The organism is Candidatus Zixiibacteriota bacterium (assembly GCA_040752815.1).
In the GTDB taxonomy this organism is placed as follows: domain Bacteria; phylum Zixibacteria; class MSB-5A5; order GN15; family FEB-12; genus JAGGTI01.
This window is the reverse complement of record JBFMGC010000036.1, coordinates 14,185-27,903: the sequence shown is the minus strand read 5'-3', so window position 1 is coordinate 27,903 and position 13,719 is coordinate 14,185. Positions and strand designations below refer to the sequence as shown.

General features: G+C 57.1%; 12 protein-coding genes and 2 pseudogenes. 5 read left to right on the top strand and 9 right to left on the bottom strand.

The genetic code is table 11. The features are described 5' to 3' along the window. Positions 1-77: 77 nt before the first annotated feature. The 3 genes from AB1772_09485 to AB1772_09475 form a co-directional block, all read right to left on the bottom strand. Complete coding sequence (locus AB1772_09485; protein ID MEW5796580.1) at positions 78-689, bottom strand: BsuBI/PstI family type II restriction endonuclease; 612 nt, start codon at positions 687-689, stop codon at positions 78-80. Continuing rightward, on the bottom strand, positions 676-2,289 hold the full coding sequence (locus AB1772_09480) for an Eco57I restriction-modification methylase domain-containing protein (protein ID MEW5796579.1): 1,614 nt from the start codon (positions 2,287-2,289) through the stop codon (positions 676-678). The genes AB1772_09485 and AB1772_09480 overlap by 14 nt, the downstream gene beginning before the upstream one ends. Before the next feature lie 209 nt (positions 2,290-2,498). Continuing rightward, a complete protein-coding gene (locus tag AB1772_09475) occupies positions 2,499-4,259 on the bottom strand; it encodes a metallophosphoesterase (protein MEW5796578.1) in 1,761 nt (586 codons plus the stop codon). Between the two features lie 209 nt (positions 4,260-4,468). On the opposite strand from AB1772_09475, the gene can reads away from it, so the two are divergent. Both can and AB1772_09465 read left to right on the top strand, forming a co-directional pair. Then, complete coding sequence (can, locus tag AB1772_09470) at positions 4,469-5,116, top strand: carbonate dehydratase (protein MEW5796577.1); 648 nt, start codon at positions 4,469-4,471, stop codon at positions 5,114-5,116. 328 nt (positions 5,117-5,444) lie between these two features. After that, positions 5,445-5,804: pseudogene (locus AB1772_09465) on the top strand (DoxX family protein). Here AB1772_09465 and AB1772_09460 read toward each other — a convergent pair. Both AB1772_09460 and AB1772_09455 read right to left on the bottom strand, forming a co-directional pair. Beyond that, the gene (locus AB1772_09460) at positions 5,770-6,261 is read right to left on the bottom strand and encodes a hypothetical protein (GenBank protein ID MEW5796576.1); all 492 of its coding nucleotides are present in this window, start codon (positions 6,259-6,261) and stop codon (positions 5,770-5,772) included. The pseudogene AB1772_09465 and the gene AB1772_09460 overlap by 35 nt on opposite strands. Positions 6,262-6,370: 109 nt before the next feature. Then, positions 6,371-6,634 (bottom strand): hypothetical protein, encoded by a 264-nt coding sequence (locus AB1772_09455; protein ID MEW5796575.1) that lies wholly within the window; start codon positions 6,632-6,634, stop codon positions 6,371-6,373. 28 nt (positions 6,635-6,662) lie between these two features. Here AB1772_09455 and AB1772_09450 point away from each other — a divergent pair, with 28 nt between their 5' ends. Then, the gene (locus AB1772_09450) at positions 6,663-7,247 is read left to right on the top strand and encodes a winged helix-turn-helix domain-containing protein (protein MEW5796574.1); all 585 of its coding nucleotides are present in this window, start codon (positions 6,663-6,665) and stop codon (positions 7,245-7,247) included. Then, positions 7,151-7,693 (top strand): annotated as a pseudogene (locus AB1772_09445) (IS630 family transposase). Before AB1772_09450 ends, AB1772_09445 begins: the two are co-directional and overlap by 97 nt. 8 nt (positions 7,694-7,701) lie before the next feature. On the opposite strand, the gene AB1772_09440 reads toward AB1772_09445, so the two are convergent. Further along, positions 7,702-8,049 carry a hypothetical protein gene (locus tag AB1772_09440; protein MEW5796573.1) on the bottom strand — a complete coding sequence of 116 codons (348 nt, stop codon included), beginning with the start codon at positions 8,047-8,049 and terminating at the stop codon, positions 7,702-7,704. Positions 8,050-8,366: 317 nt separating this feature from the next. Between AB1772_09440 and AB1772_09435 the strand changes: the two genes are divergently transcribed. Beyond that, entirely contained in the window at positions 8,367-9,965 is a 1,599-nt protein-coding gene (locus AB1772_09435) for an OmpA family protein (GenBank protein MEW5796572.1), read from the top strand. A 407-nt stretch (positions 9,966-10,372) separates the two neighbouring features. Here the strand turns inward: AB1772_09435 and pheA are convergent, their stop codons facing one another. The 3 genes from pheA to AB1772_09420 form a co-directional block, all read right to left on the bottom strand. Then, entirely contained in the window at positions 10,373-11,203 is an 831-nt protein-coding gene (gene pheA, locus AB1772_09430) for a prephenate dehydratase (GenBank protein MEW5796571.1), read from the bottom strand. A 543-nt stretch (positions 11,204-11,746) separates the two neighbouring features. Next, positions 11,747-12,103, bottom strand: coding sequence for a VOC family protein (locus AB1772_09425; protein ID MEW5796570.1), 357 nt, complete (start codon positions 12,101-12,103; stop codon positions 11,747-11,749). A 448-nt stretch (positions 12,104-12,551) separates the two neighbouring features. After that, positions 12,552-13,712, bottom strand: coding sequence for an aminotransferase class V-fold PLP-dependent enzyme (locus tag AB1772_09420; protein MEW5796569.1), 1,161 nt, complete (start codon positions 13,710-13,712; stop codon positions 12,552-12,554). Between the last annotated feature and the right edge of the window lie 7 nt (positions 13,713-13,719).

Here is a 13,719-nt window from a genome sequence, read left to right as displayed (position 1 = left end):
CAAAGCCATAAACAGTTACATCGAATCGCACAATCAGAATCCCAAGGTCTTCGTCTGGACTGCCTCAGTTCAATCAATCATGAACAAAATAACCAAATGTAAAGAAGCGTTAGACGCAGGACACTAGCTCCTGGGACAAACCGAGGGGCAAATTCCTCGATGATCGCCCGCTGGAGCTGGTTATGCTTGCCCGGAGATAGCACAACAACTTCTCGATTTGGCAACGTAACTGGAACACCCTGCGTCGTTCTGCTCTTTCGATAGGCTTCCAACAACGACCCTTGAGAAAACACAAACTCTGACGCCGCTTTCTTCCACCGAGTGGTGCCATATGTACGGACTACAGCAAGACATGCCTGAGAGACAGCGTAATGCGCGCGCGGACTGTTCGTTGGCAGCCCTGGTTCGTCTGGGTTATAATCTACCAACCCTGCCTGAACGAACTGGTGGAGCACGTGCCGGCGAAACGTTTCGCGAGTATTCGGCGCATACACCTTCCTGTACTTCTCCTTGATGAAAGCCATGATGCCTTTAGTGATTGTCATACTTGTGCGTGATGCGCTCGACCAGTGGACCTTGGTACCGACGCCGCAAAGGGCAAGCAGAGTAAGTGCGGCGATGTCATTCTGCTGCCCTCGCGGCAACCCTAGAGTCTTTAGAATATCCTGAGCTTCTCTAATCTTGGACATGGATTGCGCGTTTCAACGAGGGAATTCTCTTATCACACAAGACTTCTTCGATTACCTGGTCCACATTGCACTGCATTCTGCCAGTGTGGCGGGCACGTTGCCCGATTTCACGAATGGCGTCCAGGTCTGGCAAGGGTATGTGGCGCAATTCTGTCGCGCTGACTTGGGTGTTCCCATTGATACTGCGAAAGTACACATCAAGCAGCATACTATTAAGTAGCACTGCAAGTCCCCAAGTTTCGTCAGGCGTAAGCTTGCCATGCGGGCGGTAAAGGTAGTTGAGATGGTTCTCAAGGCCAAGCACTTCTGTCCGCAGCGTTGTGCGTTCATACGGCGCAGCCGTCAGTCTCCGCGGTTGCTCCTTAGCACTGAATCGACGAATCAGAACATAGTTCTCGTTCTTAACCAAGAGCCGTCTTGCCTCAGGACCCGTACTAATGAACTGTGGCTTTCGGACATTCGGTAGAGGCCACGTAACATTCATCATGCCAACATGCTGCATCCATAGAAGTGGAGCGTGCGCTTTCATATCGTTTACGCCGTCCGATAGCAGGTTGGTGGCGCGAAAAGGAACTACTGGACCAGTGGAAATCCAAAGACCATAAGCGGCGAGTGTTCCGTGCCAACCATTGACAATCTCACGAACTGCTTCGGAAACCCCTGTGTCCGGAATTCGTAAGACCTTGCCGTGACCATTCTCAATGAGGACTTGCGAAATCCTGACTCGATTCTTCGAAGGGTTCTTCAGGTCGTTTGCCCCCTCAGACGAACTAATCGTTACCTGAAATGAATTGGTCTTGCCCCTGAGCCAATCCCGTTTCTTTGTGGCGGTCAGAATTACATTTTCCTGCAACACGTCATCACGGCGAAAGGCATCTCTCCTTGATTGAAATATGTGGACAGAGCATGGTTGCATTCTTTCAAAAAACCACTCTCGAAAACGCTGAAAGTACGGGCCAGAAGCGAAACTCCTTGGAGTAATAGTAATCAATCTCCCATTTTCCCGTAGCAGCGAGGCACCTACGGCCATGAATAGGGTATAGATATTGGGTTGACCGTGCACAACTGCTAATGCAGACTGCGAGCGCGGGTCGCACTTCGCAATCTTGAAGTATGGAGGATTGGCTATCACAAAGTCAAAAGCATCCAGTTCATGACTGCCAAATAACGTCGCTCCAGCATCCAACGCATGGGCCTGAGAAAGAACAAAGTCCGCCGTCTCGATGTGAAAAGAAGAATCCACACCTCGTTCCGCAAGATAGTTCTTTAAGTAACACAGAGACCTTTGCAACAAGAGTGCTAGAGTGGAATGAATCTCGAATGCAACCACTTCTATCCGTCGCACCGTGTTACGCCTGGTTGCAAAGAACTCGCAGAGCGCACAAGTGAGAATGCCAGTGCCGGCACCTGGGTCAAGGAGCCGAACTGTTCCAGAAGCTGATCCGGCCTGGATGGCCATATACCGGGCAACACTGATTGGAGTCATATACTGACCGAGCGTCTTACGATCAACTGCTCCAGATTGGCTGACATACCAGTTCGCGAGTCTATCGGCATAGTCGACCGGTGTTTCAGTTGCTTCTGGCCTTGGAGCTTTCATATGTACTGTTACAACCCAGATTCTGGAAAAACCGCGCTCCCAACAATGAACATCTGTCCGTGGCTCTCAGCAATCACTTTCTGGTCACAATAGAAGTGTAAAAACCTTCGCAGGCGGGATCGAAGCGGTCCCGCCCTACAACCCTTGGATTCTCCGGTCAAGCCGGAGAATGGCAAAGGGCACGAACCTGGGAATAACGGTTATCCCCCCTACTCCATCACCAATTCCCCGAAGCCGGTCGGGTCGTATTGCCAGGGGGATTGGAAGGCGGCGGCGGAGTTAGTGCGCGCCTGTTTGCGGCGGAACTGCACGCGCCAGCGATCACCGCTTTGGGGAGTAGAGCTCCCCAGCGCGTCGAACTGCCCCAGCGGAATACGCATCTCTACTACCCATGAGTCCGTGGCACGCGTTGCGTTCACCTCGATCTCGCCGTTCCACTGGTTCCGGCCGGACCAGTAACCGTCGCTGGCCCGCTCGATCAATTGATCGTACACAGTCCCCAGCGGGTTGACATAGAACTGTGCCACGTCGGCAGATGCTGCGCGCGGCTGGATCATCACGCCCACCGCGTCCTCGGTGTACACGGCAGCGTCGCGCTCGGTCATCGAGGCGCGCAACTGATCCATGCTCGCCTCGCGGCAATAAACGCCGACATACAGGCTGACGTCGTCATAAGCGAAATAGAAAGCCGTCGAATCAACTTTTGAGGGTAGCGCGTCGTTGCCGAATAGCGCAGTCACCGGCCTGGACCAGCACGCCTCCGTCAACTGGCCGTCGACCACGACCGGCCCATTCGCTTGCGTGCAATACGCGGTGCGCGCGACTTCCAGATCTTGAGACACCCTTGTTGAGCGCCCCTCGCCATACGGCAGTCGCGTTGATACAGTCGGCAACGGATATAGCGTGTCCGCCGCTTTTATTGTGAACTGTGCGGTCACAGATCCGCCGGTCTCCATAGTGAACGGATAGATTGACGGCGTAATTGTCCACCCTTGCGGAGTTTCCCAGCGCAGTGTGTCGCTCCATGCGGCGTCGATAACCGGATTGTTCAGAACTACTGTAGCGGTTCCGTCGACAAGGGCGAGCTCATTGCTAAGCCTGACCGGCTGCGCAAAAGTGATTCCGGACTCCTTGACGGTGTTGGCTGCCCGCATTCCGGCAACCGTCTGCACGTCCCATGGCAACACGGCGTCTTTCTTGATCGGCCCGATGTGCACACCGTCGCCATCAACCGTCACCCAGCCAAAGTGATACAGTAATCCGTCGGGGCTTTCCTCAGTTTGGCCTCCGGAGCTGCCGATCGATGTGTACACCACGCCGTCGAACTCCGCGGAGAAGTACTTATGAAAATGACCCGTGAAAACGGCATCGACTCCGTTCACGTTGAAGATATCGTGCAGGGCATCAGGTTGACCATCGCCGAGCGTCTTATACCAAAACGGTTTGTGGAAAAACACAAACGTGTAGCAGGCGGCGCTACTTTTCGCCAGGTCTTCCCTGAGCCACGTGATTTGCGCTTCGTCGATCTCGCTCGGGTTCTCCGTGCGGCTGTTATCGAGAATTACGAAATGAATCCCGCGATGATCGAACGAGTAGTACGGCGCGGCCACTCGTGCGCGGTAGGTCGGCTCCATCGCGTCCGACGTAATATCATGGTTGCCGGGCGTGAAGTAGATCGGCATGGTGAGCTGCTTCACAATGCCGAGATATTCGTCCCACTGTTTGTTCATTTCGACCGTGTCGGAGATGTACCCCTCGATCATATCGCCGACCGTCATGACAAAATCCGGCCGCATCTGCTCCACCTCGGCCACGACTGCTTCATAGACCCCCTCCTGGTGATCGCCTGTGCGATCGCCGAGGATGGCAAACCGGATCGGATGTTTCGAGATTTCGTCGCACGGGGTCTGGCAAAGAGCCGTGGACACCGCGACAAAAACGAGTATGCAGGCTGCTGAAACCGTTCTCATAGAGCACCTTCACCTTTCCGTAGGCTGACCTTGACGCCTGAAAAGTACTGCGGCCGAGCCCGAGTGAAAAGCAGTATCTTGGGGTTGCCTGAAATATCACGATTGTCCGGGCAACTCGTGCCGGCATTATTTGAGTGACGCCATCCTGAACGGGGACTATTTTGTGGCCGCTGACCATTTTTGGACACGGGACCGACGGCGGTAATTGAATGAAATACCTCTCACGCTTGTTTGCCAACAATCGGGCCTGGGCCGAGAGCATCACCCGGCACGACCCGGAGTTCTTCAGCCGGCTGGCGGCAATCCAGACGCCCGAGTATCTGTGGATCGGCTGTTCCGACAGCCGCGTGTCCGCCAACCAGATCACCGGCCTTCTGCCCGGCGAGGTGTTTGTTCATCGCAACGTGGGCAATATCGTGGCGGCAGACGATCTCAATTGCGGTTCGGTGATTCAGTTCGCAGTGGACATTCTCAAAATCAGGCACATAATCGTGTGCGGGCATTACGGCTGCGGCGGTGTCCGGGCGGCGCTGCGGGGCGAATGTCTGGGGCTGGTTGACAAATGGCTCGCCAATATCTGGGAGATTCGTGACCGTCACGCCGAACTTTTGAGCCCGCTTGCTTCTGATGAGGACCGTTGGAAGCTGCTGTGCGAACTGAATGTTATCGAGCAGGTGCGAAATGTCGGCCTGACGCCCGCCGTCCGCGACGCCTGGTCGCGCGGGCAGGAGCTGTACATTCATGGCTGGATTTATGGCCTGCGCGACGGTTTTCTTCGCGATCTCGAAATCACAGTGCGACGGCCTGAGGAGCTGGATTCGGTTTACACGCAGGCACTGACACGACTCGCGCCGTGAGGCGCATGGAGCGAAACATCTTTGCCAGGGTGACCCACCCGCTTGCGGGTGGGGTGATTATCTCTCGCATGAGAATCAATGTCGGGTTTCATGCATAATTGTACCATGCGCGGAGCGCGACCCACAGGCCTCTTGCGCTGCACACGTCAGCAGCGTACCTTTGAGCCGGCAGAGGCTACTATGGCGCGCGCGCCATTGCCGCAAGGGAACGTGAGCGAGAGGACCTGACCACATGAATAGAATCCTCGACTGGCTCTTGAGCCGCAACGCAAGCGCGACCTCGGGACGGACGCTCTCTTTTGGCTTACTCTAGACACGCGTAACCGCCGGTTTGATGATGGCGTTCGGCCACGGCCTGGGCAAGCTGACCGGTTTCAGTGAGATGGCCGACAAGTTTGCCGATCCCTACGGGCTGGGCAGCTACTTTTCACTGATGTTCACCGTGTTTGGTGAGTTCTTCTGCTCGCTGTTGGTGGCCCTGGGCCTCTTCACTCGGGCCGCGACCATTCCGGTGATCATCGTCATGCTCACTGCGGCGCTGATAATCCATGCCGCCGATCCCTGGGGCAGAAAGGAGATGGCGGTACTCTACCTGGTATTGTTTACCGCTGTCCTGCTCGCCGGCCCCGGCCGGTATTCGCTGGACCGGCTAATCAGCGCCAAAAGGTCCAACCGATCAGAAACTTAAGATCGGGCGTGTCCACCAGGCCGAGTTTTGCCTCGAGGAAGAATCGATCACCGCTGGCCAGGCCCTTCTCGATCCCGCCAAGAAAAGTAGCGCCGAACTCGGTGTCCGAGTTGTCATAATGGCGACGGCCGTTGTCGTGGTCATAGAACAGAACGCCCAGGCCGCCGCCGAGATACGGTGTCCAGACATCCCATCTCCCGCGAAAACGGTAATTGACCTCGAAATTGATCTCACCGACCGTCACGTCATCTCCCAGCCCAACTCCGAAATTTGGCTGCAAGCGCAAACGATCGGACAGGTTGCCAAGATCAATGTGTGCGCCGAAGTGCACCTGGTCAGGGTTGACGTTTAGCCCGACACGCGGTCCCCAGCCGTGGTAGCCGCCGCCTCGCTGCGCGAGGGCGGTCGTTGCCATAGCCGGCACAACCGTAACCGATATGACCAGAAGTTTTCGCATATGATTACCTCCGTTCCTTTTCACGTTCGATCGGTAGTTTCGAATGCATCAAGTCCCGGCGCGAGGAGGCCTCGTATGCCGGGGGCTGTTTAGCGCTCCGCTTGGGTGCCTAAAGCTGAAATAGAAGACCGGCAGTTATTGAATAGAAGTCCGAATCGACTTCATCCGACAGGACTTCCGGCAGATCCTTGAAATCGCGATCGATGGAGACGTATCGAATATCACCGATTAGGTTCACGCGGGGTGAAACCGGCAGTTCCAGTCCTGCCGCCAGGTGCCAGCCCGATTCCTGCGTGGTTTCATCGTCAATACCAATCGCGTTAAACCTGTCTGCATAGTCAAACTTATTGAATCTCGTATAATATAGTGACATTTTTATTGCGGGGTGTTATCTTGGGGGCATGGTTACTCCATTTCGTGCCCGGCGTGATTTCGCGGGGCTGGAGGCCCGTCGCATGGCGGCCGCGGCCCTGTTTGAACAAGGACGATCGCAAGCCGACGTGGTTGGCGCCTGTCACGTCAGCCGCCAAACCGCCAGCCGCTGGTATGCCGATTGGCACCAGCGGGGACGGGCGGGATTGCGGGCGGCGGGGCGGGCGGGGCGCAAGCCGCGATTGAGCCCGCGCCAGTTGGCGACCGTCGAAGTGGCGCTGCGGCGCGGCCCCACTGCGCATGGCTATACAACCAACCTGTGGACGCTGCCGCGGATCGCGCAGGTGATCCAGCGTCTCTGTGGCGTGCACTACCACCCTGGCCATGTCTGGCGCTTGCTGGGTCAGATGGGCTGGAGTTGTCAGAAGCCGAGGCGGCAAGCTCGGGAGCGCGATGAGGCGGCGATCCGTCATTGGGTCAAGCACCGCTGGCCCCGCCTTAAAAAAAAGCCCAGGCCCACAGGACCACCCTTGTCTTCCTCGACGAATCGGGGTTCTCACAGCGACCCAGTATCCGCCGGACATGGGCACCCCAAGGGCAGACGCCCCGCCTGATCGAGCCGTTCAATTGGAAACGGCTGGCGCTGATTGGCGCGCTGGCAACCAGCGGCGGCGCCAAGCCGGTGCGGCTGTTTTTGTCCCTTTCCGCCGGCACCGTCAACAGCCAGCGGGTGATCACCTTTCTGCGTGGTCTCCGGCGTCATGTGCGGGGTCGGATCGTGTTGCTGTGGGACGGCCTGCCGGCCCACCGCAGCGCCAGCACCACCACCTTTTTGTCGCACCATCGCCAGTGGCTGCAGGTCGAACGGCTCCCCGCCTATGCCCCGGAGCTCAATCCCGTCGAGTACCTGTGGGCGCATTTGGCGGCCACCGATCTGGCCAACTTCCCGGCCGACGATCTGGACATTCTGGCGCGGCAGATCCGCAAGGGCGTCCGCCGTGTCCGCCGTCGCCCCCGGTTGCCCCAGGCCTTCCTCAAACATTCCGGTCTCTTTTTTTAATCCCGATGTCACTGTATTATGCGAGACTCAATAGTGTTGTACCAACCAATACCGACACCACCGTAGACCACCGGCAGAAGATATAGCAGCCCGGTAGCCGTTACCGGCCAGGATTTTACTTTGACAGCGTCGCCCGCAAATTCTTCCTGACGATACCCCACGCTGCCCTCCGCGCCCAGCATTGACATCAGTTTCAGACGAAGTGTCGCGCTCAGGAGATAGTTGGTGTCCTCGGCGTCCTGGGACTTTTGGATACCCAGGTGCGGTCCAAGGTGGGCGCTTACCTGCCCGAGTGTCGAACCACACAGCACCACGAGCAGCGTAAACACAACCAGGAAATTAATTCGTGAAAGCATGTTATTCTCCTTTCCGGCCGGTGTGCAGTCACACCAGAGCCAATCAGAGTCAGGGCTTTCAAACCAGCAGGTTCATTTCACTTATACTGGATTTGGCGTGTCCATTTTTGTCAAACGGTGTTCCGTCGCTCTATGGCGTTGAAATTCAATGAATTAAATTTCTAATCGGCGGAAACCCGCAGTCGCGGCGCACCCGCATTAATCCCAAGCGACCGGGCAGTCGGTCGTCGCCTTCAGGTTTTCACTTGATTCCCGCACCTGCACCGCAATTCTTCTTCTGCCGATACTAGAATTGACATTAACGTGGAGTGATCGATATGAAACTCGCCCATCTTTTCATAGCAGGTATGATCGTCCTGACCGGCCTCCTGTCAGAAGCCGCCGGTCAGGGCAAAGTCGACATGGCTTCGGTCGAGAAACTGATGGACTCGGCCCGTCTGGTCGAGGCTCATGTCTTCTCGCCGAAGACTTCTGAGAAGGCGTCCAAGCAGTTCGAGCAGGCCCGCCAGACTGTCAAGATCAAGGGCTCGGAAACCGCCGCGGCCAACTACCTGGTGAAAACTCGGGAGTTCACCGAGAATGCGTTGAAAAACACCGATGTGTGCAAGTTGACTTTGCGCGAGTATCTGCCGCCGCGCGACAAAGCCAAAGCCGCCAACGCCGAAATACTGGTTCCGGTGCTGTTCACCGAGGCGGAAGCGGTTTTCATATCTGCCGCTGGGAAAGTTGAATCGGGCGATGTGAAGGGCGCACTGAAGGAAGCCGCAAAAGCGTCGCCGCTCTACGATATCGCCGAGATGGAAGCGATTCGCGCCGATATCCTTGGCCCGGCCAATAAGCTGATCGCGGCCGCGGTATACGACGAAGCCCCCAAATACGCGCTGACCTGTCTCGACAAGGCAAAAACCGCGAGAGAAAAAGCAAACGCGATTCTGACTGCGGACCGGTACAACCGGAAGGAGGCGGCGATCGAGGCGGCGCGGGCCGAATACGAGGCGCTGCACGCTTCCAATATCGCCCAGTCGGTGCGCTCGCTGAATCGCAACGACCAGGCGTGGGAAAAGTTGATGCTCGTCTACGAAATCCAAATGGATCGGGTGGGTGCAGCTCTCGGTATGGACTATCTCCCGTTCGACAAAGGTCCGGGCGAAGCGGCCGATTCGCTGATCGCCGGAATCAGGGCGGCCCAGGGGGAAATGTCAGCCGAGGCGGGCAAGAGCCGAGAATCGGTCGCTGCGCTGCAGAAAACTATCGACCAGCTCCAGCGGGAACGGGAGGACCTCACCGCGCGACTCTCGGCGGTTATGAGCACGATCGGCGGCGATTTATCACTCGATGAACCAGCCGATATGATTCACGCCATCGACAGCAGTCTGACCGTGATGATCGCGGAGCGCAGCCAACTGGCCCAGCAGGTGGCCGCCGAACAGAGCAAGCTCACCCAACTGACCGAAGAACACCAGGAAGTATCGTCCGAGCTTCAGCAGCGCCAGGCCCGCGAAGAGCGACTGATCCAGGCCAAGGCGATGATCGACCCTACCCAGGGGGAGATTCTCGTCAGCGGCGCCAATGACATCGTGCTTCGCCTCTCCGGCCTCTCGTTTGCCGCCGGCAAGAGCGAACTTACCGAGGAGCACGTTCCCCTTCTGGAGAAAGTGAAGCAGATCATCGCGCTGTTCCCCGAGTCACCCCTGGTGGTCGAGGGCCACACCGATGATCGTGGCGACCCGGCCGCCAATACGCAACTATCCGAAAAGCGTGCGTTCGCGGTTATGCAGTATCTGCGCCAGGCGATGTCGATACCGTCGGATCGGATTCGCGCGATCGGCTACGGCTCCGAGAAGCCGATAGCGTCGCAGGCGACCGCCGAGGGTCGGGCCAAGAACCGGCGTATCGACATCGTGATTATGCAGTGATTCAGACGCAAGCATACTTGAAAGGAAGAGCCGCCTACTACCGCTGAGTGGCCCACCGTTTCATGGTGGGATTATTACACACTCTCCGGTAGCCCACTCACCTCGGCTGGTGGCGTCCGGTCTTGGCACCATTCGGACACGCACGGCGGGATCGATTGAGGCTGTGACCTGACGCCATGGACATGGAGCGTTTAGGACGCGTCTATTCACACGGCTTCTGCCTCTCACAACGGTCAAGGGAATGGGTCAAGAGATGATGCAAGCGTACCTGAGTTGAGATTGTCGCGCCGCGCTGCCGCTCGACGGGGCGAGCACTTCTCTCCACGCAATGACTATTCGGCGGGTTTTTACCAGGTCGGTTAAGCCGGGGACGACAGACAAACTAAATTGAAGCAAACCCACCGTGCTCACCGCCGGCGCCCAACCGGATAGCAGCCCAGCACCTTGATGAAATCAGTGATCTCAGCGAGGTTGGCGAGCGCGTGGCGGACGTGCGGCTGGGCTATAGAGCCAAGGAAATCGACATAGAAATTGTACGCCCAGGCCGTGGTTCGCACAGGGCGCGACTCAATCTTGCTCAGATCGATATCCCTTAGGGCAAACACCGACAGTGCCCGAAACAGCGCGCCCGGTTTGTTCTTCAGCGAAAACACAATCGATGTCTTCGCGGGGCCATGCACAACCACCGGTCTACGACTCAGCAAATAAAAGCGCGTAAAGTTGGACTTTTCGTCCTCGATCGATGCCTTCAGTACTTTCATCTTGTGCAGCCTGGCCGCGTAGGGGGAGGCGATCGCAGCGGCATCGGTCAGGCGCGACCCGGCCAGCATCTTGACTGCACCGGCGGTGTCGTAGTACGAGACCGGTTCCTTGGCAGGATGCGCCTTGAAAAACGTGCGGCATTGTTCGAGCGCGGCTGGGTGTGAGAACACGCGTTTGACCTGCCCCAACGTCACATGGCGCGGCGCGATCAGGCAGTGGACCACGCGCACTTGCGACTCAGCGATTATGTGCAGTTTGCGCTGAAGCAGGAGATCAGCGTTGTGATGTATCGATCCGATCAGGGAATTCTCGATCGGAATGACACCGTACTTCGCCTGCTTGCGTTCGACCAGATCGAAGACGTCGTCGAATATCTCGCACGGTTTGAGCGAGATCGACGATCCGGCCATCATCCTGGCGGCGATTTCGGAGAACGCTCCGCGTTCACCCTGGAAGGCAACAGTTGTGCGTGGCATGTGTTTATTATCGGCACCAGGTCACCCTTCAGCAAGCTCTGGGTGACTTGGGCGCCGGGTTTCGTCGCGATTCGCTGCGCTCATCGCTCCGGAACCCAACCTTCGGATCTGAGGGGTCAGCAACGTCATGTTCGACTTAGTCGGGCACCCATGGCCACTCGCCTCTGCAAAAGGCGCAGCGATCACTGGAGAGATAACCGCTGGATACGAATTGTCCTTCGACGGCAACGAGCTTGTTCTCGTGATGATTCTATAATCGGTTTGTTTTCCCACCTGCTGTCGATCAACCTTAGCCGGCGCGGCAACCCACCGACCACCGATCACAATCGGATGTGACGGCCATGCTGAAAGAAGTTGCGGCAGAGCCTGCCCCCGACCAGATCGGGGGCCTCGTCCACCACCGATCGGCGTCAGGTCTCACTCCGAGCCCGACCCGCGGAGCGAGTCGAGCTCGGAGCAGTACCTGCTGCAACAGATCGCACTTATGAGACAGCCTCAGGAGGTCTGCCGCCCACAAAACGCGTGGGCGGCGGATGGAGATGTCTACATTCCTGCGAGCGGCTTGAACAGGCCGACAATCAGGCCGTCGGGATCCTTGAAGAACGCTGACTGACCGATCCCCGGAATGTCCTGTGGCGGAACGACCGTCTTGCCGCCGTTCTTTTCGACCTTGCTCAGATAACCCGGGAGGTCATCCACCTGCACATAGAAGGTGAGGAACGGCACGCCCTTGGGCGCCTTGAAGATGCCGCCGTTGATTCCTTGACCGCCGGTATCGACCAGGCCGTAGTTCATCGGGTTGTTAGCGTCGATTTTCCAATCGAATACGTCGCGGTAGAATTTGTGCGCTTTGGAATCGTCAGTGGCGCCGATTTCCCAGTGTACGATCGGGTTAGGCATGATTCAGTCCTTTCGGGTGAGAGTGATTGTCACTTATCTGGCTTACGCAATATATAGTAGACTGTTTCAGTACACAATCACTTTCTGAGCGAGAGGGAGTCACATATGTAGGGACGGACGGCGGTCTGCCGCGCGCTGAGTCTGGCGCGGGGAACGGCTAGCCGACCATAAAGGAACTGTTGGAAAGGCCCATCGCAGGGTCATTGCGAGCTGAGATGCGCCGCGTTCAAGCGGTCGCATCGTAGCGCGGCAATCTCAATGTGTTATGCAGGTGCAAGATGAGATCGCCACGGCTGCACCCGCCGTGCAAGAGACGGGCGGGGCGAGCCTCGCGATGACGTATCCGAGGTTTTCTCAACACTCCCTAAACGGTGAGCCAACTGGAGGCGGGTTGTCAGGTGGTGGGCCATCAGCAGGTGGGCCACACGGGTCTGGGCCGCTTGGCTCTTCACCTCTCAAATGACTTCAACACCACTATCAGCCTGTCAATATCCGACTCATCATTATACAAGTGCACCGAAACTCTGATCGATCCTTCGCGCTGCACCAGAATAATACGATTCCGCAATAGCTCCCGATGCAGCTCCGGCACGCGCTCGCACGCGAAAGTGAAAATCGACGAGCGATGTTTCGGCTCCATCGACGACGTAATCCGGTAATGCGAATTCGAGCGAATGTATCTCGCCAGACGGTCGATCAGTTCATGATTATGGCGTTGGATATTCCGGATACCCAGCTCCTGAAAGACCTGTGCCGCCGCTTTCATGCCCAGTAAGTTGAGCGCTACGTAGTAGCCCAGCTCGAACCGTCGCGCCGAGTCAAACCAGGGACGGTCGTAATGAAATAAATCGCTGAACTGCATCTTCCAATCCACTCCCAGCCAGCTCATCATCGGCGGCGTGATGTGATCGCGCACCCGGTCGGCCAGATAGAAAAACCCGCACCCCTGCGGTGCGAGCATCCACTTTTGGCAGCCCGACGAAAACAGGTCGATTCCAAGTTTGACCACATCGATCGGCTCAGCCCCCATCCCCTGGATGCCATCGACAACGAAATACATACCGTACCGTCGGCAGAGATCAGCCAGCGCAGCCAAATCGTGCTTGTATCCGTCGAAGAACTGCACATACGAGATCGCCAACACACGAGTTCGCTTGCTGATTGCCTGTTCGAACGCTGCAACATTCGTATGCCGGTCTCGTGACGCAACAAACTTGATCTTCAACCCCCGCGCCTCGGCAGCCGCCCGCCACACATACACCAGTGCGGGGAATTCGACATCGGATATTAGCACTTCATCACCGCGCTTAAGCGGCAGCCCGAATGCCGCCAGGTTGAGGCCGAAACTGGTATTCAAACCGATCCCGACTGTTCTTTTCGGCGCGCCGATCATCTTGGCGTAGGCGCCGCGAAGCCAGTCCGCGGTATCGAACGTATCATGCGAGTCATCGCGGCGGGCCGACATACGCACCTCGACATTCTCGTAGATCGCGTCACGCACCGGCGTGCAGAACGGTCCGTACGACGCCGCATTGAAATAGACTACGTCTTTCGTATGCGGAAACAGCGTGCGAACGTGGGCAAACCTGGCGCGGATTTCGTCTTTCATAACGGCA

Coding starts and splice junctions, on each gene's coding strand:
- AB1772_09440 (MEW5796573.1), bottom strand. CDS start 8,049: ATGCTTTCACGAATTAATTTCCTGGTTGTGTTTACGCTGCTCGTGGTG.
- AB1772_09450 (MEW5796574.1), top strand. CDS start 6,663: ATGGTTACTCCATTTCGTGCCCGGCGTGATTTCGCGGGGCTGGAGGCC.
- AB1772_09425 (MEW5796570.1), bottom strand. CDS start 12,103: ATGCCTAACCCGATCGTACACTGGGAAATCGGCGCCACTGACGATTCC.
- AB1772_09475 (MEW5796578.1), bottom strand. CDS start 4,259: ATGAGAACGGTTTCAGCAGCCTGCATACTCGTTTTTGTCGCGGTGTCC.
- AB1772_09480 (MEW5796579.1), bottom strand. CDS start 2,289: ATGAAAGCTCCAAGGCCAGAAGCAACTGAAACACCGGTCGACTATGCC.
- AB1772_09435 (MEW5796572.1), top strand. CDS start 8,367: ATGAAACTCGCCCATCTTTTCATAGCAGGTATGATCGTCCTGACCGGC.
- AB1772_09455 (MEW5796575.1), bottom strand. CDS start 6,634: ATGTCACTATATTATACGAGATTCAATAAGTTTGACTATGCAGACAGG.
- AB1772_09460 (MEW5796576.1), bottom strand. CDS start 6,261: ATGCGAAAACTTCTGGTCATATCGGTTACGGTTGTGCCGGCTATGGCA.
- AB1772_09420 (MEW5796569.1), bottom strand. CDS start 13,712: ATGAAAGACGAAATCCGCGCCAGGTTTGCCCACGTTCGCACGCTGTTT.
- can (MEW5796577.1), top strand. CDS start 4,469: ATGAAATACCTCTCACGCTTGTTTGCCAACAATCGGGCCTGGGCCGAG.
- pheA (MEW5796571.1), bottom strand. CDS start 11,203: ATGCCACGCACAACTGTTGCCTTCCAGGGTGAACGCGGAGCGTTCTCC.
- AB1772_09485 (MEW5796580.1), bottom strand. CDS start 689: ATGTCCAAGATTAGAGAAGCTCAGGATATTCTAAAGACTCTAGGGTTG.